General features: G+C 68.0%; 25 protein-coding genes. All 25 read left to right on the top strand.

What is annotated here, in order from left to right:
- The first annotated feature begins 190 nt into the window (after positions 1–190).
- Positions 191–838, top strand: coding sequence for a transcription termination/antitermination protein NusG (gene nusG / locus ME121_RS29820; RefSeq protein ID WP_059410109.1), 648 nt, complete (start codon positions 191–193; stop codon positions 836–838).
- 580 nt (positions 839–1418) lie between these two features.
- Complete coding sequence (locus ME121_RS29815; RefSeq protein ID WP_491892912.1) at positions 1419–2030, top strand: P27 family phage terminase small subunit; 612 nt, start codon at positions 1419–1421, stop codon at positions 2028–2030.
- 2 nt (positions 2031–2032) lie between these two features.
- A complete protein-coding gene (locus ME121_RS29810) occupies positions 2033–3718 on the top strand; it encodes a terminase large subunit (protein ID WP_059410107.1) in 1686 nt (561 codons plus the stop codon).
- 31 nt (positions 3719–3749) lie between these two features.
- Entirely contained in the window at positions 3750–5021 is a 1272-nt protein-coding gene (locus ME121_RS29805) for a phage portal protein (protein WP_491892911.1), read from the top strand.
- Between the two features lie 7 nt (positions 5022–5028).
- Positions 5029–5922 carry an HK97 family phage prohead protease gene (locus ME121_RS29800; RefSeq protein ID WP_059410105.1) on the top strand — a complete coding sequence of 298 codons (894 nt, stop codon included), beginning with the start codon at positions 5029–5031 and terminating at the stop codon, positions 5920–5922.
- An 8-nt stretch (positions 5923–5930) separates the two neighbouring features.
- Positions 5931–7232 (top strand): phage major capsid protein, encoded by a 1302-nt coding sequence (locus tag ME121_RS29795; protein ID WP_491892910.1) that lies wholly within the window; start codon positions 5931–5933, stop codon positions 7230–7232.
- Positions 7233–7296: 64 nt separating this feature from the next.
- A complete protein-coding gene (locus ME121_RS29790; RefSeq protein WP_059410104.1) occupies positions 7297–7746 on the top strand; it encodes a hypothetical protein in 450 nt (149 codons plus the stop codon).
- A gap of 9 nt (positions 7747–7755) precedes the next feature.
- Complete coding sequence (locus tag ME121_RS29785) at positions 7756–8235, top strand: head-tail connector protein (protein WP_059410103.1); 480 nt, start codon at positions 7756–7758, stop codon at positions 8233–8235.
- A complete protein-coding gene (locus ME121_RS29780) occupies positions 8235–8579 on the top strand; it encodes a head-tail adaptor protein (protein ID WP_059410102.1) in 345 nt (114 codons plus the stop codon). The genes ME121_RS29785 and ME121_RS29780 overlap by 1 nt, the downstream gene beginning before the upstream one ends.
- Positions 8579–9157, top strand: coding sequence for an HK97 gp10 family phage protein (locus tag ME121_RS29775; RefSeq protein WP_059410101.1), 579 nt, complete (start codon positions 8579–8581; stop codon positions 9155–9157). Before ME121_RS29780 ends, ME121_RS29775 begins: the two co-directional genes overlap by 1 nt.
- Complete coding sequence (locus ME121_RS29770) at positions 9157–9633, top strand: DUF3168 domain-containing protein (protein ID WP_059410100.1); 477 nt, start codon at positions 9157–9159, stop codon at positions 9631–9633. The genes ME121_RS29775 and ME121_RS29770 overlap by 1 nt, the downstream gene beginning before the upstream one ends.
- A 2-nt stretch (positions 9634–9635) precedes the next feature.
- On the top strand, positions 9636–10088 hold the full coding sequence (locus ME121_RS29765; protein WP_059410099.1) for a phage tail protein: 453 nt from the start codon (positions 9636–9638) through the stop codon (positions 10086–10088).
- Between the two features lie 23 nt (positions 10089–10111).
- Complete coding sequence (locus ME121_RS29760) at positions 10112–10513, top strand: gene transfer agent family protein (protein WP_491892909.1); 402 nt, start codon at positions 10112–10114, stop codon at positions 10511–10513.
- Positions 10510–10638 carry a hypothetical protein gene (locus ME121_RS34460; protein ID WP_491892908.1) on the top strand — a complete coding sequence of 43 codons (129 nt, stop codon included), beginning with the start codon at positions 10510–10512 and terminating at the stop codon, positions 10636–10638. The genes ME121_RS29760 and ME121_RS34460 overlap by 4 nt, the downstream gene beginning before the upstream one ends.
- An 84-nt stretch (positions 10639–10722) precedes the next feature.
- Complete coding sequence (locus tag ME121_RS29755; protein WP_491892907.1) at positions 10723–12960, top strand: phage tail tape measure protein; 2238 nt, start codon at positions 10723–10725, stop codon at positions 12958–12960.
- Positions 12961–12962: 2 nt separating this feature from the next.
- Entirely contained in the window at positions 12963–13550 is a 588-nt protein-coding gene (locus ME121_RS29750) for a hypothetical protein (RefSeq protein ID WP_491892906.1), read from the top strand.
- Positions 13514–13924 carry a DUF6950 family protein gene (locus tag ME121_RS29745; RefSeq protein WP_491892905.1) on the top strand — a complete coding sequence of 137 codons (411 nt, stop codon included), beginning with the start codon at positions 13514–13516 and terminating at the stop codon, positions 13922–13924. The genes ME121_RS29750 and ME121_RS29745 overlap by 37 nt, the downstream gene beginning before the upstream one ends.
- Positions 13924–15399: a phage tail protein gene (locus tag ME121_RS29740; protein ID WP_059410095.1), complete on the top strand. Its 1476-nt coding sequence runs from the start codon at positions 13924–13926 to the stop codon at positions 15397–15399. The genes ME121_RS29745 and ME121_RS29740 overlap by 1 nt, the downstream gene beginning before the upstream one ends.
- Positions 15400–15406: 7 nt before the next feature.
- Positions 15407–16099 (top strand): hypothetical protein, encoded by a 693-nt coding sequence (locus ME121_RS29735; protein WP_059410094.1) that lies wholly within the window; start codon positions 15407–15409, stop codon positions 16097–16099.
- A 27-nt stretch (positions 16100–16126) separates the two neighbouring features.
- Positions 16127–17641 (top strand): hypothetical protein, encoded by a 1515-nt coding sequence (locus ME121_RS29730; RefSeq protein WP_059410093.1) that lies wholly within the window; start codon positions 16127–16129, stop codon positions 17639–17641.
- On the top strand, positions 17638–17994 hold the full coding sequence (locus tag ME121_RS29725) for a hypothetical protein (protein WP_059410092.1): 357 nt from the start codon (positions 17638–17640) through the stop codon (positions 17992–17994). The genes ME121_RS29730 and ME121_RS29725 overlap by 4 nt, the downstream gene beginning before the upstream one ends.
- Before the next feature lies 1 nt (position 17995).
- On the top strand, positions 17996–18409 hold the full coding sequence (locus tag ME121_RS29720) for a hypothetical protein (RefSeq protein ID WP_059410091.1): 414 nt from the start codon (positions 17996–17998) through the stop codon (positions 18407–18409).
- A 7-nt stretch (positions 18410–18416) separates the two neighbouring features.
- Positions 18417–18650 (top strand): hypothetical protein, encoded by a 234-nt coding sequence (locus ME121_RS34455; protein WP_491892904.1) that lies wholly within the window; start codon positions 18417–18419, stop codon positions 18648–18650.
- A 12-nt stretch (positions 18651–18662) separates the two neighbouring features.
- The gene (locus ME121_RS29715) at positions 18663–19208 is read left to right on the top strand and encodes a hypothetical protein (RefSeq protein WP_059410090.1); all 546 of its coding nucleotides are present in this window, start codon (positions 18663–18665) and stop codon (positions 19206–19208) included.
- Between the two features lie 38 nt (positions 19209–19246).
- A partial coding sequence (locus ME121_RS29710) for a hypothetical protein (protein WP_491892903.1) occupies positions 19247–20149 on the top strand: 903 nt, incomplete at its 3' end.

Here is a 20149-nt window from a genome sequence, read left to right as displayed (position 1 = left end):
TGGGGCAAGTGTCTGTCGGGGCTATGTAATTCCTGCCCCAACTTGCTTTTATTTTTTGATGAAGTTGGGGCAGTTGGGGCAGACGGTCTAACGACGATTTGGACCAAACTCATTGGCCGCATTGATGATTTTGCGATTTCCAGTGTTATATTCGGATCCGCCGCCACGCCGCTCGTACAGGGTCTGAACCATGCTGCGCTTGTCACCGTCGGACTTCTCGCCGGCTCAGCTGGCGGATTGGGTCAGCGTCAGCAATTCCGGGGGGCGATCCCAGGCCGGACCGGATGAGCAGGAGACCGCCGAGGCTGAGGCGGGCACGTGGTTCGTGGCCTACACCAACCCGCGTCGCGAGGATTCGGTGGAGCGGACGGTCCGACGCCGGAGCTTCCGTACCTTCGTCCCGGTGATGACGGTCACTCAGCGATGCCAGGACGTCGAGCGGCCACTGTTCCCGCGCTACGTGTTCGTGGGCCTGCGGCCCGGTCTGACGCTGTACGGCCTGCGCGAGACGCCGGGCCTTGAGGCCCTCGTGCGGATGGATGGAAAGCCGGTCACGGTTCCGGACGACGTGGTGAGCGGGCTTCGGGACTATCAGCGTGATGGCGTCTTCGACTTCACCGACGCACGCATGGCTGCTGCTGCTGCTGCGGCTCGTGCTGAGGCAGCCAAGGCGTTCGAGCCGGGGCGGCCGGTCAGGGTCGTTGATGGTCCCTATCGATCGTTCAGCGGCGTGGTCGAGTGCCTGCTGCCGGAAGAACGCATCTCGGTGAAGCTCAAGCTGTTCGGTCGAACGTTCTCGATTCCGCTGCCGCTTGCCCATGTGGAAAAGGCGTGGTAGCCGTTCGGAATTAGCACGAGGCGGCAGTTGCAGGCTTGCAACCACCCCTTGTGCGTTAGCTTTTCAGGAAGCCCCGGCGCCCCGCGTTCGGGGCTTTGTCATGCCGTGGGTATGCCCACGCGCCCTAGTACATTCAGGCCCGCCACCGGGCCGGGCTCGGATACGGACCGCCGGGAGCGTGCCAGGGCCGCTGACCGCAAGCGGATGGCGGAAAGCGCCACCCGTGCGTTGTACGGCACCGGCCGGTGGCAGGCACAGCGGCTCGCTCAGTTGAAGGCCGAGCCTCTGTGCCGGATGTGCCTCGCAGAGGGTAGCGTGACTGCGGCCACAGTCTGCGACCACATCGAGCCGCACCGCGGCGATGTCGGGCGCTTCTGGGCAGGCCCCTTCCAGTCCCTGTGCCGATACCATCACGATGTGACCAAGCAACGTGAAGAACGCGGCTCGGCGGGTGGGGGTAGGGGGGTCTGAAAGTCAGAGCGTTTCGGCTGTCGACCGGTTGCCAAACTCCCCCTTTTTCTCCGCGATATTACGCGGGATTTTTTTTAGAGGAGCCAAGGCGTCGCTTGGCTGGATGCCGATGACGCGTGGACGCAAACCCGATGGTCCGGCACTGCAGGCGTTGAAGGGCTCGCCTGGAAAGCGAGCGCGCACGCGCAACATGGAAAGCCGCGCGACGCGCCTCGCAGCGAACGATCCGCTGACGCCGCCGGACTTCCTCAAGGTGAAGCGCGGGGAGCCGGGCCAAGACCTTGCGCTTCGGATCTGGCGGGAGCTCGCGCCGCACCTGCAGAGGCGCAACCTGCTGGATCGGATGGACCGCTACGCCTTCGCGCGCTGGTGCGTCTACCAAGCCGAGTGGATCGAGGCGACGCAGACCATCCGCACCGAGGGCATAAGCCGGATGGTCAAGACGGTCAGCGGCGACGAGATGCTCCGTCGCAATCCGGCGGCGCTGCATCGCGACAAGGTCGAGCTCGCGATGGTGAAGCTGGAAGCCTCATACGGTCTCACGCCCGCCGACCGTTACAAGGTCATGCGCGATCAGGCCGCCGCTCCGCTTGGTGGCCTCTTCGGCAAGGGGGATGAAAATCCGGATCAGCCTGCGGCGGCCAACGCGCCGTCTGTGGCCGATCCGGTCGGGTTCCTCTCGGCGAGAGCCGCGCCGCCTCCCGGTTCGCGTCCGAACTGAACGTGCAGGCAGAGACGGTCGAATCGCCCGCCGCATCCGAGCTTCCCGAGTGGGTGGCCGCCTGCGAGGCGGATCCAACCCTTGCCTTCGTCGGACGGCATTGGCGCCGGGCGGCTGAGGTGCCGGGCGCGTGGTACGATTCCGCTTTGTCCGATGCGATCGTGGCGGCGTGGCCGACGTGGTTCCGCCACACGGAAGGGCGCTGGGCCGGGAAGCCGTTTCACCTGCGCATCTGGCAGGAGGCCATCGTTCGCCTGCTCGTGGGGTGGAAGACGGCCGACGGGTTTCGGCTGTTCCGCCGCTTGTTCCTCTGGATCGGGCGTAAGAACGGCAAGACCGAGTTTCTCGCCGCCCTCAGCGTGTTGTTCTGGGTCTGTGACCGCGAGATGGGCGGTCAGGCGTATGCCATGGCGCGCAACGAGGCGCAGGCCAAGCTGGTCTTCGAAAAGGCGAAGACGATGATCCGGCTCTCGCCGGCCTTCGCTGAGAGCGTCCAGCCGTTCAAGCGTTCCCTGTTCCTGGCCGAGCTCTGGGCGCGCTTCGAAGTGCTGTCGGGCAACGCCGAGGGCAAGCACGGTCTGTCAGCCAGCGTGATCGTTGGCGACGAGATGCACGAGTGGCGCGATGGTACGCTCTACACCACGCTGCACCAGTCGATCGCTGCTCGTGATCAGCCCATAGAGCTGTACGGCTCGACGGCGGGCTTCAAGGGGGCCGGATACGGCTGGACCCTCTGGCAGGAATGCTTGTCGATTGCCAACGGCAGCCTCGACGACGCAACCGCTCTGGTGGTGATGTTCGCCGCAGAGCCTGACGATGATTGGACCGACGAGGCGGTTTGGCATCGGGCGAACCCGAACCTCGGTGTATCGCCGAAACTGGAATATCTCCGCGCGGAATGTGCCAAGGCTCGTGACAACCCGCGACTGGAAAACGACTTCAAGCGGTATCACCTCAATCAGTGGACGGAGCAGGTTGTCCGTTGGCTGTCATTGTCGCGGTGGGATGCTTGCGCCAGGGATGCGAATGCTTGGAAAGTGTTCGCCGAAACCCTGCGGGGCAGGCGATGCTTCGGCGGTCTCGACCTATCCTCGGTGTCCGACATCACCGCTCTTGTTTGGGTCTTTCCACCAGTCGAGGCGGATGAGCGGTGGAAGATCGTCGTCAGGCTCTGGTGCCCGGCGGAATCCATCGCTCTGCGCGCGCGCCGCGATCGTGTGCCGTACGATATCTGGGCTCGTGACGGTGCGATCCTAGAAACCAACGGCGATGTCGTCGATTACGACGCCATCGAGCGTCAGGTTAAAGCCGACGCCGAGATCTTCGACGTTCAAGGTCTTGCGATTGACCGGTGGAACGCCACCGGCACTGCAATCCGCCTTGCGGAAGACGGATGCAACGTCGTGATGTTCGGTCAGGGCTTTGCCTCAATGTCGGCTCCGTCGAAAGAATGGGAGCGGTTAGTCGTGGCCGGCCAGCTCGACCACGGCGGGCACCCGGTTCTTCGGTGGATGATAGGCCATGTCGCCATCAAGACCGACGACGCGGGCAACGTGAAGCCGACCAAAGAGCGGTCGGCTGAGAAAATCGACGGCATCGTTGCAGGCATCATGGGGCTCGGCCTCGCCATCGCACAGGAACCGGGCATGGACATCGACGCCTTCCTCGAAGCTCCGGTTTGGGCCTGACCACGTGAAGGTCGGCAGCGCTCTCCGGCGCATGGTCGGACTGGAGACCAAGGGTGCTCCCCTCACAGTCGCCGACGCGAAGGCGGCGCGGATCTGGGGTCGGCTCTTCGGCTATGGCGACACCGCGGCCGGGAAGGCTGTCACGCCCGACACGGCCCTGCAGGTCTCTGCCTTCTGGGCCTGCGTAAAGCTGCTGTCCGAAACGATCGCGACCCTGCCGCTGACGGTGTATCGGCGCGAGGCCGACGGAGGCCGGGTCCCGGCCCCGGAGCACCCGCTCTCGATGCTGCTGCGGGTCTCACCCGACGGTGAGCACTCGGCGGTGGAGTTCTGGGAAGGGGCAGTACTGTCGCTGTGTCTGCACGGAGACGCGTTCGCTGAGAAGATCCGGCTCAACGGACGGCTGATCGCCCTGCAGGCGATGCGCGCCGACCTGATGACGGTCCGTCGGGACCGGGACGGCAACCTCCGGTATGACTACTCGGATCCGCTGGGCTTCCGGTCGCTCGACGAGAGCGAGGTGTTCCACCTCCGCGCGTTCGGCAGCGCGGGCCTTCGAGGCTTGTCGCCGCTGATGTTCGCCCGGCAGACCATCTCGGCATCGATTGCCGCTGACGAGGCTTCGAACAAGCTCTTCGCCAATGGCGTTCGGCCCAGCGGCGTGCTGCAGGTTGATCAGGTTCTCAAGAAGGAACAGCGCCAGGATCTGCGCGAAAACGTCGTCGGGCCGCTCGCGGGTTCGAGCAACGCGGGCGGCGTGTTCGTGCTGGAAGGCGGGATGAAGTTCTCGGCGATCAGCCTCTCGCCGGCCGACAGCCAGCTGCTGGAAACGCGGCGTTGGCACGTCGAGGAAATCTGCCGTTGGTTCGGCATCCCGCCGATCCTGATTGGCCATGCCTCGCAGGGGCAGACCATGTGGGGCTCGGGCGTCGAGCAGATCGTCCTGTCATGGCTGACGCTCGGTCTCCGCGCCCAGATCCGGCGCATCGAAGCGGCTATCAGCCTTCGCCTCATCGATCCGGCGGAGCGCGCCACGATCTACGCGGAGTTCGCGGTCGAGGGCCTGCTGCGCGCCGACAGCGAGGCTCGAGCCAAGCTGTATGCCGCTTTCGCTCAGAACGGCATCATGGATCGTGACGAGATCCGCGAGAAGGAGAACCTCAACCGCCGCGGCGGTGGGGCGGCCAAACTGACCGTCCAGTCCAACCTCTTGCCGATCGACGATCTCGGCAAGGTCGCGGCGCTGCCGCGCGAACGTCCGGTGGAGACCGGTTCGGCCATCGTCGCTCCAGCAACCGAGTAGGCTGCCCATGCATCCCGATATCATCGTTGCCCCCCTCGAACTGAAGTTCGCGGGCTCTCCCGACGCGGGCGAGTTCGAGGGCTACGGGGCGTTCTTCGGCAACACCGACCTTCACGGTGACCGCATCCTTCCGGGGGCCTTCGCCGCGACGCTCGCCGAGCGCAAGGCGGCGGGTGGCAGCGTGCCGATGCACGTCAACCACGGCCGGCCGGAGCTCGGCGGCCAGCGCGCCGTCGGCGTCTGGACCGACGTCGCCGAGGATGGCCGCGGCCTCAGGGCCAAGGGCAAGATCTCCGGCATGAACACGGATGCCGGCCGCAACCTATTCGAGCGGGTGAAGGATGGCGCGTTCCCGGGCCTGTCGATCGGCTACCGGGTCCCGTCCGGTGGCGCGACTTACGGCACGAAGGCGGGCGAGCCGCGCCGCAGCCTGAAATCGGTCAGCCTGAGCGAGATCAGCCTCGTCGACACGCCGTCGAACGGCTTGGCGCTGATCGACGCGTTCAAGAGCGCGCTCGTGCAGCCCGATACGACTGCGGCCGCTGCGTCGATCGCCGCGGCGATGCGGCTGCATGACAAGCACATGGGCGGCGACGGCTACGGCTACGGCAGCGCCACACTGAAGGAACGCGCGCAGGTGATGAACCACCTGCGCGACGGATTCGAGGCGCTCACCGGCACCCGCGCCCCCGAGGATCTCGTGGCCTGGAAGGGGGCCCCGACCATTCGCGAGCTGGAAGCCCTGTTCCGGGAGGAATTCGGGCTCTCGCACGCGCAGGCCCGCGCCGTCGCCGAGCGCAGGTTCAAGATCGCCCCTCGGGATGAGGGGAGCGAGGCGAAGCACCAGGATGCGGCGGCCCTCAGCGAGGTGCTGTCAGGTTTCAAGCTCCCCGAACTGTGAGGATCATCATGAACGCCCATCGTCTCTACGCTGGCGCCCTCGCGGCGTCCTTCCTCGCGACCTGCGCGATCCCGGGCATGCCCCGAGTGGTGTTCGACAAGCCCAACGAGGGCGGGGGGAGCGACATCGGGACGCTCGCCGCCGATCTCAAGAAGGCCACCGACGAGGTCAAGACCTTCGCCGAGAAGGCTCAGACCGAGATCAAGAACCTCGGCAAGGTCACCGACGAGACCAAGGCCAACGCGGACAAGGCGCTGACCGAGATGGGCGGCATCACGGCCCGCGTGAGCGATCTAGAGCAGAAGATGGCTCGCCGCGGGTCCCGCGAGGGCGGCGAGGAGCACAAGTCGGTCGGCCAGATCGTCGCGGAGAGCGAGGAGGTGAAGGCCGCTGGCGCGCGCGGCGACAACTGGAAAGGTTCCCTCGCCGTCGAAGTGAAGACCATCACCTCCGCGAGCGCCACGGGCACCTCGGCGACCACGGCTCTCGTGCAGGCCGATCGGGTCCCCGGTACCAGCCTCCCGCAGCGCCCGCTGACGATCCGCAACCTGCTCCAGCCGGGCCGGACCAACTCCGCCATCATCGAGTATGCGCGCCAGACGGTGCGCTCGCTCAACGCCGCGACCGTCGCGGAGAACCCGTCCTCGGCCAAGCCGCAGTCGGACATCCAGTGGGACATCACCAACACCAAGGTGGCGACCATCGCGCACTGGATCCCGGCCTCGAAGCAGATCCTCGCCGATGCGCCGCAGCTGCAGAGCGAGATCGACGGCGAGCTCCGGTACGGTCTCGGCTTCGCGGAGGAGCAGCAGCTCCTGCTCGGTGACGGCACCGGTACCAACCTGCTCGGCCTGATGCCGCAGGCGACCGCGTACGTCGCGCCGGCTGGCGTGACGGTGACCGACGAGACCCGTCTCGACCGGCTGCGGCTCGCGATGCTGCAGTCGACCCTCGCGTTGTACCCGGCCACCGGCCACGTGCTGAACCCGACCGACTGGGCGGCGATCGAACTGACGAAGGACAGCCAGGGTCGGTACATCTGGGCGAATCCTGCCGGGCTGGTCGGCCCGACCCTGTGGGGCCTGCCCGTCGCCGTGTCGCTTGCGATGCCGCAGAACAACTTCTTGACCGGTGCTCTCGCCTACGCGGCGCAGATCTTCGATCGGGAAGACGCGCATGTCCTGATCTCGACCGAGGACCGGGACAACTTCGTGAAGAACATGGTCACCCTGCTCGCCGAGGAGCGCCTCGCCCTCGTCGTGCGCCGCCCGCAGGCTCTGATCAAGGGCACCTTTACGCCCGCGAGCTGACCCCGGCACGCGCGGTCTCGGCCGTGCGGCCTCCCGCCCTCGTACCGACCTCGGGAGATCTCCCATGTCCAATCTCGTGGCCATGAAGGCCAAGACCACGTTCCACAATTCCCGCGTCCAGAACGACAAGGGCGGCCTCGTCGAGATGGGCGACACGTTCGAGACGGACGTGCTGCACGCCAAAGACCTTCAGCGGCTGGGCCACGCCGATCCGGTCGATGGGGCGCTCGATGGCCGCGAGGCTCAGCCGCTGGAGCCTCACCATCAGGTCAGCGAACGCGCGCTGACGGCGGATCGCGAGCGGCGCCGATCCGGCACGCGAGCGACATCCACCGGCGCCAAGACGACGAACAACGGCCCCACGGTCGAGGAGTTCGTCGCCGCCGGCTACCGGGCCGCAGACTACCCGCCCCAGGGGTACGAGTCGCGCAGCACGCCGGAGGAGATCGCGGCTGCTGTCGATCGGCAGCGGACGGAGGCCGAAGCCGCGGCGGCCGCCGCCGGCAACCGCTGACGCGTCGCTATGCGACTCGTCGTCATCACGCCCGCAGAGCCCATCGTCTCGCTCGACGAGGCGAAGGCGCACCTGCGCGTCGATGCGGGCGACGAGGACGCTGTGATCACCGCGCTGATCGAGGTGGCTACGGGTTGGCTGGCTGGCCCGGATGGCTGGCTCGGGCGGTCACTGGGCGAGCAGGTGCTTGAGACGGTCTTTCCGGCTGATCAGGATCCCGTATGCCGATCGTATCCCTGCCCGCCGTTCCTGGCGCTGGTCAGTGAGGTGCCGAGCCTAGACGGCCGCACTGTCACAGTTCGTTACCGGGCCGGCTACGCTGCGCAGGATGGCCGCAGCACTGTTCCGGCGCCGATCCGGCATGCCGTCCTGCTGATGGTCGGCCACCTCTACAGCAACCGAGATGCGGTCACGACCACGGCCGCCCAGCCGGCGCAGCTGCCACTCGGCGTCGAGGCGCTTGTCGCGCCGTATCGGATCTGGGGCTGATGGACGGCGGTCGGCTCGATAAGCGTGCCGTCGTCATGCGGCGCCCAATCATTGCTGATGAGCAGGGCGAAGACACTGGCGAGCGCGGCGACTATGCGCCCGCGATGACGCTCTGGGCGAACTACAGGCCATCCAGCGCCCGCGAGGCGGCGCAGGGCGGCCGGGCGCAGAACCTGGAGACCGGCACGCTGACGATCCGCGACAGCGTCCAGGCCCGCACCATTACGAACGGTGAGCGCCTCGTGCTCCAGGGGCGGGACTTCGGCGTGATCGGTGTCGGGCTGCCGGACCGGCGCACCGGGATGATTCAGCTGAACATCTCGACCGAACTCGGGGGGCAGTGATGCCCGACATCGGCGCAACCTTCGGCTACCTCGGGCAGGGGCAGGCAGCGCTCGACCTGACCGGCGCTGCGCGCGGCTTCGACCGGGCGCCCGGACTGCTCTCGGGACTGCGCCTCATCGATACCGTGGCCGGCGTCGTCGGCGTCGACCGAATCTCCGGTCAGCTGGCAAAATACGCCGTGAAGCTGGCGCTGAAGGGCGATCAGGCATCGCTGCACGCCGCGCAGGAGATGGTCGAGTTGATGCGGTCCCGCGTGCCGCAGGATTCCGGTCTGCTGCTGAACGGGATCACCTATCGGCGCGAAGGCGGCTTCTATGTCGTCGAGGCCAAGGCGGATCGCGGCGGCTACGACTATGCCCTGGCGGTCGAGGCCGGTCACCACGCTGGCGGCCAGCACGCGGATGCGGACTTCTTCGCTGACACCACCGGTCGGGGTGGCCGGCAGGTGCGACCGTCGCAAGGGAGCGACGTGCCGGGGCAGCCGTACTTCTACGGGTCGGCCCGCGAGGCGCTGTCGGACTGGAGCAGCGAGCTCGGTGCGAGCATCGGCGCCGCGGCGCGCGAGGAAGGGCTCTGATGGCCGTGGCGCCGACCACATTCGAGCTCGCCCTGCGCGATGCAATCCGGGCACGTCTGAAGGCCGATGCCCGCTTCAACGCGCTTGCGGGTAAGCGGATCTACGATGAGGTGCCGACGAGCAGTGGCAAGACGCCTCCGCTGCCGACAGACCCGGTGACACCTTACGCCTACTTCGGCCCGATACGGCGCTCCAGCAAGGTGCTCGACTGCAGCGAGTCTTGGACGATCCAGGCGCGGCTCTACGCGGTCTCGACGGCCTTCAACCGTGATCAGGGCTGGCTGCTCATCGACGCGATGGTGGCCTCGCTCGACCAGCTTGAGCGGCCCGATCTGCCGCTCGCCGAGCCCTACAGCCTGCGCACACCCATCGTGGTCGGCCAGGCCGGGGACGTGATCGACCCGCTCCAGGCGAAGTCGGTCTTCTTCGACCTGACCACCACCATCGCCCGGCCGCTGCCGGCAGAGGAGAACTGACCATGGCAGAGCCCGCGCTGCTTCCTGGCAACCGATTCCGCGCCTACCGGTCCGGCACCGGCATAACCGGGCCCTGGACGTTCCTGTGCCTCGGCCAGTCGATTACGCTCACGATCACGAACGCCTACGAGGACGCCACGGTCGCGGACTGCGATGATCCGGTGGGCATCCCCGACCGCAAGAGCGTTCTGTCGTCGAGGTCCTGGGGCGGCCGCGTCGCAGGGCAGGTCGCGGCGGACCATCTTCCGGAGCTGCGCGCCGACGCGGCGAGCGAGACGCCGGTCCCCTACCAGTTCCGGATCGACCCCAAGGACGGTGTCGAGGCGGGCAACTGGACCGGCCTCGTGTTCATCGAGAGCCTGGAGATCACGAAGTCGAACAACGGCATCGTGAGCTTCACGACCCAGTTCCGCGGCGACGGCCCGCTGGCCTGGAATGACGGGGCCAGCACGTGAGCGAGGTGGACACCTCGCGCACCGTGATCGTCGCGCCGTTCGCCGGGCGCGAGTGCAAGTTCCAGCTTCGCCTCGGCGAGATGGCCGAATTGGAGCGTCTCGTCGGGCATGGCATCGGCGCGATCTTCATGCGGATCGCGGGGCACACGTTCAGCCACCGCGAGATCTGGGACACGATCCGCCTCGGCCTCGAAGGCGGCGGGATGAGTAGCGTCTCCGCCTCGGCGCTGGTGCTGCGCTACCAGAACGAGCCCCTGATGGACTACCTGTCGCTGGCCGGCCAGATCGTGGCGGCGGCGGTCAACGGCGTCCCCAAGGGAAAAGCCGAGACCGAGGGGGAGAGCGAAGCCGACCCGGCGACCTCTCGGTCTTCATCGGCGCCGGGGCGGTCGCGGGGTTCTCGCCGGAAGAGGTCCGCCGGATGACGCTGGCCGAGTGGCACGTCGTCATCGAGTCCTTCATCGCCGCCAACAGCCCGCCCGACGAGGGCAGCACCGAGGACGAGTTCATCGCGGTGCTGGCCGAAGAGATGGCCGCGGGCCGCGCCTGATCGCCCGACCACAGCAGGATCGCCGACTTGGCCGAACCGCTCGTCATATCGTTTGCCGCTGACACCTCGCGCGCTCAGAGCGCGATGGCGACGCTGGCTGGCCAGATCGTGGGCAACATGACCTCGATCGGCGTGGCCATGTCGGGCGGCGCGGCGAACAGCAACGGCTTCGGCGCGGCGCTCCAGGGCCTCGCGAACAACGCGCAGCGCGCGGCGGCGGCGGTCGGGCGGGATGTCCGGAACATCTCGACGGCGACCGCCAACGCCGCGACCGCGGACCGGGCGACGCTGGAGGGGGTTGTCCGCGCCTTCACCGGCGCGGCCGCCGCGTCGGAGACGGCCGGCGCGGGCGTGCGCGCCAGCCTCACGGCCACCACCAGTACGATCGCGGGCGTGGCGGCGCAGATCCCCTCGCTTCAGACGCTGCTCGGCGTGTTCCTCGGCTTCCAAGCCGCGAAGCTCGTCTTCGAGAGCGTAGGGGCCTCCATCGAGGCGGCGCGCAAGCACATCCAGGAATACGTGCAGATCGGCAAGGACGCGGAGCGCGTCGGCGTCGGCACGGACTTCTTCCAGCGCGCCACGCTCAGCGCGGACAAGTATGGCCTGAAGGTCGAGCAGGTCGTCGCCGCGCTTCAGAAAGCCCGCGAGGCCAGCGAGATCCGGATCGGCGAGGGCAAGGACGGGTCGAACACCTCTGCGATCGATGGGCGCCTGACGCAGAACGTCCGGGCCGGGAACCTGACCGCGGCGGACAAGGCCACCTTCGACAACGCCGGCAGCCAGGAAGCCAAGATCCGGGCGATCCTCGACCTGATCGACAAGCTCCGGGCGAGCCAGCGCGACGTCGCCGCGTTCGACCTCGCCGGCAAGTTCTTCGGCGCCGACTTCGAGCGGCAACTCCGCAGCGGCGTCGACCTGACCAACCAGCTTCGGGACACGCTGAACAGCACCTCGACCACGGTGGCCGGCGTGCGCATCGTCGGCGCGGACGAGGTGGAGCGGGCCAACCAGCTCGACGCCAAGGCCAAGGACATCGCCGACACGTTCGCGAACGCCCTCGCGCCGATCCAGCGCGACATCTCGAACGCGGTGCTGGACACCTATCAGGCCTTCCTGAGCGTCGAGGCCGTGATCGCCCGGGTCGTGCAGATCGCGGTGAACCTCTACACGACGATCAGCGGCGTGGTGGGCAAAGTCCGGGACCTCGTCGGCTCGATCCCCGGCATCGGCAAGATCATCACCGCCGGCAACCCGCTGACCTTCCTCCAGGAGGTCGGCAAGGCCACCGGCGTGATCGACCCGGACGTGCAGGGGCCGCCGGCGCCGCTCACCGTGAAGGTGCGCCCGAAGGGACCGGACCGGTCCGCCGTGCTGCCGTCGCTGCACACGCCGCGCGGCCGGCAGGGTGGATCCGAGAGCCTCGATGCGGTCGAGACCCTGATCAACCAGCTTGAGAAGGCGCGGGACACCGCGAAGGCCGAGCTCGACAACGTCGGCAAGACGAACGTCGAGCGCGAGAAGGCGGTGGCGCTGGCCAAAGCCGAGGCCGCAGCGCGCGAGGAGGTGAAGAAGGGCAACCGCAAGGATCCGGCGCTGGACGATGACGAGCGCTCCCGCGTGCTCGCGGCGGCCGAGGCCATGCAGAAGTACAAGGATGCCACCGAGGACGCGCAGCAGGCCCTGCGGCAGACCGCAGAGGCAGCCCGATTCTTCGCTCAGTCGGCTTCCGATGGCCTGGCGGATGCGATCATCAACGGCAAGTCGTTCAGCTCGGTGGTGGGCGACATCATCAAGCAGCTCGAGCGGTCGGCGATCACCGGCCTCCTCACCGGCACCGGCCCGCTCGCCGGTCTCCTCGGAACGGCCACGGCAGCGAGCGCCGGCCCGAACGCGACTGGCGGCCTCCTCGGGAACCTGTTCGGTAGCGCGCTTCGCGGTGGCGGTGGCTCGGCGGGCTCACCGCTCCCTGGCGCGCAGGGGCCCAGCCTCCCGTCCGCCGGGATCCTGGACTCGATTGCCGGGCTGTTCCGGGCGAATGGGGGACCGGTCTCGGCCGGCCAACCTGTGACGGTCGGCGAGATGGGCCGCGAGCTGTTCGTGCCGAACGCGGACGGCAAGGTGATCCCGATCGCGGCGGGTGGTGCCGGCGGCGGCCCGCAGTCGATCGATCAGAGCCGATCGTACAACATCGACGCCCGCGGGGCGCAGATGGGCGTCGCCGAGCAGATAACAGCCCGCCTTGCCGCCTACGACCAAGGGCTGAATCGGAGCCTCGCGGCGCGCACCGCCGTGGCGAACCGGCGCTACAGCACGGGGCGGTGACGGTGAGCCTGTTCGATGCCGCCGGCGCGGCGGCACTTCGCGGTGACACGATCACCGCTGAGATCCTGGCGTTCTTCGATTTCCGGACCAACCCGCAGCGGGTGCACGCCGGCTTCGGCACCCTCCGGGCCGGCGGCTTCGACTGGCAAGGGATGGGTGGCCTCGGATCCGTGTCGGACATCGAGGGCGCGGTCGGCGGCATCGCCCCGTTGGTGACTTTCACGCTCTCTGGTGTTGGGCCGGAGATCGCCAACGATGTCGTGAACGCTCGGACCGAGGTGAAGGGCCGGGATTGCTACGTCTACCTGCAGTTCTACGACGGCGATCTCGCGCCGCTCGGCGGCCTCTACACCCTCTACCGCGGCGTCATGGATCGTCTGATCCACACCGCCGCCAGCGCGGACGCTTGGACCGCACAGCTGACCGCCGAGACGCGGTTCTCGCGACGCGGCCTGCCGCCGTTCGGCAATCTGACCGACCGAGATCAGCAGACCCGCTATCCGGGCGACGGCGGCCTGTTCGATGTTGCCGCGATGATCAACCGGAGACGACCATGGAATCCCGAGATCCCGGACAGCGACAGCACCTGAGCGCGTTCCTCCGCGCGATGGGTCGGGCCACTTTCGTGTGGGGTTCGTGCGACTGCTCGCTCGTCATGGCGGATTGGTGCAGGTCGGTGCGTGGCGTCGATCCGGCCGCGAGCCTACGTGGGCGCTACAGCACGGCGCTCGGAGCGATGCGCCATGTCCGGCGCCTCGGCGGCTTTGAGGCCATGGCGCGCTCGCTCATGGCCGGCTGCGGCTTCGTGACGACGACCGCACCGGCGCCGGGCGATGTTGGCCTCGTCGAGCACCCTGTGGTTGGGCCGGTGTTCGCGATCCGCTGTGCGCTGGGCTGGGCGGTGAAGAGCCCCGGGGGCGTGGCGGTCGACCAGTACCCGACCGTCGTGGCCTGGAGCGTCTGATGCCCGCTGCGATCGGCGCAGCCGTTATCGGCGAGATCGGTCTCGGTGGGTTTGCCGGCGCCTCCATCCTCGGGATCGGTGCGGAGACGATTGTCGGCTACGCCATCATCACCGTTGGCCTCTACGGCGTGAACTATGCCGCACAGGCGCTACTCGGCGGCGAGAAGCGGGCAGATGCTCAGGTTACCGTCCGTCAGCCAGTGGCGGCGCGGCGTCGCGTGCTCGGGCAGGCCAAGGTCGGCGGCGTCATCTTCGCGCTGGAGACCTTGAAGTACGACAATCCTGACGACGACAAGGCCAAGGTGCTCTACCGGGGCGCTGTCCACTGCGTCGGGCCGGTCACCATCCTGCAGTACTGGCTTGGTGACGTGAAGACGAGCCTCGGTGAAGGTGCCGGCGGGGTCGTTCCCGACAGCGTCTATCAAGGCAAGGTCGCGATCGAGGGCCATCCGGGGACCGAAGACCAGCCGGCGTCGGCCGCGCTGCTGAAGCTGCCCTACTGGAACGCCAGCATGCAGCTGAAGGGGCTGTGCTACTCGGTGGTGGTGGCAACCCCGCTCCGGAAGGGCAGCCAGATCTTCCCGGAGGGCGCACCCGACGTTCGGCTGCTGGTGGCGGGAGCTCCATCTTACGACCCGCGCTCCGGCGGCTTCGGCTACAGCGACAACGCCGCGATCGTGCTGCTGGACTACCTGATGCACGAGAGCGGGTACGGCCTCGCCGCGGCCGAGATCAACATGTCGACTTTCGCGGACCTGGCGAACGTCTGCGGCGAGCAGGTGCCTCTGATCACCCCGGATCCGAACGGGGCCACCTCGGAACTGCGCTACCGCTCCTGGGGGAGCTACGACTATTCCGAGCAGCGCGCCGACGTGCTGGCGCGGATGCTCGCGGCCTGTGACGGCGAGCTCTACCAAGACGGCGATGGCCTTGTGGCTGTCCGCGGCGGCCGCTGGCAGGCGCCGACCTTCACCATCGACGAGAGCATGATCCAGGGCTGGGATCAGCTCGAGGAGGGTGACGAGGCCTATAACACCTTCACGCGGATCAAGCACACCTACACGGATCCGTTCCAGGACTATCAGCCGACCGAGGGCGACCCGTGGGACGATCTCGCGTCCCAGTCCGTCCAAGGGGTGATCGAGACCGAGCGGAGCTTCATCCGCGCGCCGTCGCACAGCCAGTCGCGGCGGCTCGCGAAGATCGCGATGGCCAAGGGCAATCCGCGCTTCCGCCTCACCGGTCTGAGGCTCTCACCGGCCGGCCTGCCTGCCTATGGCGAGGCAACCGTGACGCTGGTGCTACCGTCGTTCGGCATCAACACGACCTTCGCCGTGATGCGCGGGACGCTCGCCATGTCGGGGAATGCGCTCACGAGTGTGAAGCTCGATCTGATCAGCCTCGACGCCTCGGCCTACGCCTGGGATCCGGCTGAGGAAGGTCAGCGGCCGCCGCTGCCCGACACCTACAACTGAGGCCGGCATGGCGGACCCGATCATCTGGCCGAGCCTGCTGATGCCATCCTCGGAGGACTGGTCGCTGCGCGGCGGGACGCGCTCCGGCGGCCAGACCTTCCTCGGAAACGAGCAGGTGGTGGCCTCCCCGACGGCGCGCTGGAAGGCATCGCGCACGATCCCGTGCATGACGCGCGAGACCGCACTTGCGATGCGCCGGGTCATCGCGCTGGGCCGCAGCGTCGTCTGGAGCGTGGGCTCTTGCGAGAACACCCGCGCGCCCTGGAACATCGATCTGGTGGGCGGGAAAATCACCTACGGCAGGGCTGCTCAGCGCCCGGACATCTACATCGGCGACCAGCGCCCGGATCTGGACTTCAAGGTCGCTGCGGCGGCCGCGATGAACGCCGTTGAGCTCAGTATCCAGCGCAATCGGGGCGGCGTGCTTGAGCCCGGCATGATGCTCTCGATTGGTGGCCGGATGCACACGATCGTGGACCTGCCGAATGGCGAGCTTGCCGATCCAGGCGTCCAGGGTCCGGCGGGGACGATCGCCATCGCGATCCGGCCTTGGCTGCGGATGGACGTCCCCGCTGGAACGCCCGTCGAGTTCGGCGCGCCCAACTGCCTGATGCGCCTCGCCTCGGACGACACGGGGGCGATGGAGCAGCAGCTCTCTCGGTTCAGCACCGTCGCGCTCGACCTCGTCGAAGCGTTCTGACGCGGCCCTTCAGCATTCGAGGCCAGCATGGTCACTCGCCCTCAGGCCGGCAATTCCGCCCAGACGCTCGCCAGCATCGAGTCGCTCTGCGACGCGGCCGACGTCGCGGCCGCCCAGATCGCGGATCTGGAGGGTCGTGTCGCCTCCGCACAGGGGGCGGTGACGGCGGAGGTCATCGCGCGGCAGCAGGCGGTCTCGGGCGAAGCTCAAGCCCGCGACGCCGCGGTGACGGCTGAGGCGCAGGCGCGGCAGCAGGCGGTCTCGAGCGAGGCGAATACCCGGGCGGTGGCCATCGCCTCGGCGACCAAGGATCTCGGCCAGCGGATCAGCGAGCTGCGCGACAGTCTGAGCGATGCGCTGCGCGCGGAGACGCAGGCCAGAACCACCGCCGACGCCGCGGAACAGATGGGGCGCGTGGAAGCGATCGCCGCGCAGGCAAAGGCCCTCGCCGATGCGGTCGCCGAGATCGAAGCGCAGATCGCCGTCAAAGCCGACAGCACCGCTCTGACGCAACAGATCGCCGATGCGGTCGCCGCCATCCGGGTGGTGACCGATGGGATCTCGGCGACGATCACCACGCAGCGCTTGGACTTCACCGCCTACCCCGGTCGCCCCGGAGATGCCCCGACGCGTTACACCTTCGTGACGGCGGCGGCAGCTCTCGCCGGGCCCCGCGCGGCGTTGCCGCTGATCCCGCCCGCGATGTTGGCCGGGACCGAGAGCGGCGCGGTGGTGCGCGTGGACGGCGCCGGCATCGTGGCCGGCCGTGCGGCATGCCCGCTGGAGCCGGGCCGGCTCTACCGGTCGCGGTACGTGATCCAACGCCGCGCCAACCCGGCGGACCCCAGTGGCGACGCAGTCCTGTGTGGGCTCGTCTACCTCGACCAGTCTCTTCGGGTGCTGGGCGCGGTCGTGCCGGTCCGGACCTATTCGTCGCTGGTCACGGCAAATGGCCGGCAGGAATGCGAGGCCTTGATCGCGCGGTCGACGGGTCTGGGCGCGGCATTCCGGGCTCCGGCATCCGCTCGTTTCATGGTGCCGGTGGTGGCTCTGTTCGGCCCCGACGCTCTGACCGATGTGGAGGTGCTCAGCATCGAGGACGTGACCGGCGCCTTCGTGCTGGCCCCGCCGCCGGATGGGCTGGAGGCGCGGATCATGGATGCGATCGGCGCTCTGGTGGGCCGGGTGCAGGTGCTGGAAAGCGAGGCCGGCACGCCCAGCAAGCTCACCTTCGGATCGAAAGGCGATGCTGCCTATGCCGCCATCCCGGCCGGGGTCCAGGTCGTCGAGCTCCTCGGCCGCAAGTTCGCCGGCGATGGTGGCGGCGGCCGATATGTGCGGACATCGGCGCAACTCGCCGCTGATGCCGACAGCTTCGTCTGCCATGGCGCAGTGTTCGTACGCGAGGTGGTGGCATCTGACGTCGTCGCCGGGATGCTGGAGAGCGGGTACGAGGCCTGGGTGGCCAGCCTGCCTACGGAGCCGCCGCCCGGCTCAGGGAAGCGCTGGAACAACAACGGCATCCCTGAGGTGACGCCGTGAGGCCGGCTGCTTACGACTTCCGATTTCCCCGCGGCGGGACGGCGTATCTCGGCGTCATCCTTCATGGTCGTGATCCGCGCACGGGCGAGGTCCGGCGCCTGCCGGTGTCGGGCGTCACGATTGAATGGACGGTCGAATGGCCCACCGGACAGGAGGTCCGGACGCAGTTCGACGCGCCCGACCGCCTGCTGAGCATCGACCCTCGCTCGGGCGTGATTAGCTTCCCGGTCTCCGCCGCACGTGTGGAGGAACTCGAGGGAGCCGTGCAGCCCATCGCGACCCGCATCCGCCTGCTGATGCCGGACGGCGCCCCGGTGCCGTTCCTGACCGGCACCGTAGCCCTGGAGGACTGAGATGGCCGCTGGTCTTGCCAACGTCTTGCCGGCGCCGTCCGTGGCGCTCGTGCCGCGGATTGAGCCCTACCTCGTCGAGGTGGTGGTGCCGTTCCCGCTCGGATTCCAGAATGAGGCCGAGGCGCTGCTCTCGAAGACGATCGCCGACCTCCTCGCGCGGCCGACCCTCGGCGAGGCACTGGCGACAACCCCCGAACCCGACGAGGACAGCCCCCGGGTCGCCACCGCCGCCATGGTGCAATCCGTGGCCCGCCTCGTGGTGCAGCAGGCTCAGGAATTCACCGCCGCGGCCATCGTCGACATGCTGACCACTCCGGGCAAGCTGCGGGGCATGCTCCCGACGGAGCCACCGCCGGATGCCGGCACGCCATGGTTGAACAAGGGCTTGCTCGCGATCACGCCCGACGCGGAGTGAGATCAAAATGGCGAGGATCACGCTCTACGTTCCCGATGCTTTGCATCGTAGGCTTCGCGAGCACGCGGCGGACCTGAACTTCTCTGCCATCGCTCAGCAGGCGTTCCGGGAGCATCTCTCAAGCGGCTGTGCGCCCAAGTCTGCATGTGCGGGTGCCGAGCATCTGCCGACCAGCCTGCCGGACGCGCCGGGGGTGTGGTGGAACAACGGCGGCCTTCTCTGCCGTACCCCCGACGCCTGACGGAGATCCCCTATGCAGCCCGCCGTCGTTCCCCTGCAGATCGTTGCAGGGGACTCTCTCACGCTGACCATTCGCCTGCACACGACGGACGGGGGCAATCGCCTACCGCTCCAGATCGCCGCGGGGGAGGCTTTCGTCGTCTCACTCGATTGGGCGAAGGGTCGAATCGTCTCTACGACCTCGGATGCTTTCGACAGCGATCGGCTCGCGCTGATCGTCGGACCGGACAAGACGGAGCTCGTGCGGCAGTTCACGCCCGCCGAGACGCGCAGGCTGCTCGGGCAGAGCGTGATCTGGTCGCTCTACCGCGTCCCAGCGCCCGGAGATCGGCGCACCTACGTGACCGGTCCCGTGCAGGTGATCGGCCCCGGCCAAGGCGCTCCGGGAGACACGGTGCTCGACGTCTCTGTGCTTGAGCAGAGCATCATCGTCGATGTCAGCGTGCCGGATGCGGCCTCCTACACGGACGCCCGCGAGGTGATCATCCGCCAGGACATGGCCGCGGCCATTGCCGACGCCAAGAAATTCTACGCCGCCAGCGCACTCCTGCTGGGTTGAGGGACGGTCAGATGAAGAAACCCATCGCCACCCGCCCGGTGTTCGACCCGGCCAACCGGACGCTCGACTTCTCGGGCACGCCCAACTTCGAGCTCCGGCGCCTGTTCGGCGTCGCGAACGCCAGGACCGGGCAGCTCATCTACAGCCCAATCGTCCCCGACCTCGTCGCCTCCAACGTCGCGGGTTCCGTCGTCACGCTGTCGTTCAACACGAATGGCATGGTGCCGGCGGATCCGCTGGTGATCCAGTACGACGACGGGATCAACGATCTCCCGCCGGACGCCGCTCGCGAGAGCAAGCAGGATACTGGAATCACGCGCCTGACCGAGATCCGCGACGCGGTCAAAGCGCAGCGCTCGGAGACCATCTGGACCGACGATACCGGGGCCCGCTTCATCCGGGTGGACAGCGGAGGCACGATCACCTGGACGGACGTGGCCGGCAATGCAGGTTCGCCACCCGGTGCTGGCGCCCGACCGGACTACGACAGCGGGTTGGTGATCTCCCGCTCGACGTGGCGCGCGACCGCGGACGGGACCGGCTTCTCGTCCGGAGACTACCTCGATCATTTCGTAGTGACGGACGGCGACGCCGGCGATCCGATCTCGAACTACTGGTTCAACGTCACGACGGGCGCGAAGCTGGCCGCGCCGCCCAGCACCGCATCCATCTCGCCCTATTCGCCGCTGCCGGACGGTGCCTCGACTGCCGCTCGCCAGGACACCACGAATACCGCCCTCGCGACGATCGCGACGGGCATCGGTGCACCGGGAGATGATGATCCCGGGTCAGACGCCGCCGACGGCTCAGTCATCGCCCGGCTGGCCCGGCTGCTCGTGTCGGTCACCAAGCTCGCCACGCTCCAGACAGCAATCCGCGATCGGCTTCCATCCGCGCTGACGGCGGACGGCGGCCTTCAGGTTGATGGATCCTCCGTCACC

The sequence above is a fragment of the Methylobacterium sp. ME121 genome, from assembly GCF_000974725.1.
Lineage (GTDB): Bacteria > Pseudomonadota > Alphaproteobacteria > Rhizobiales > Beijerinckiaceae > Methylobacterium > Methylobacterium radiotolerans.
The sequence above is the reverse complement of the archived record's forward strand: the minus strand, read 5'-3'. Positions and strand labels throughout refer to the sequence as shown.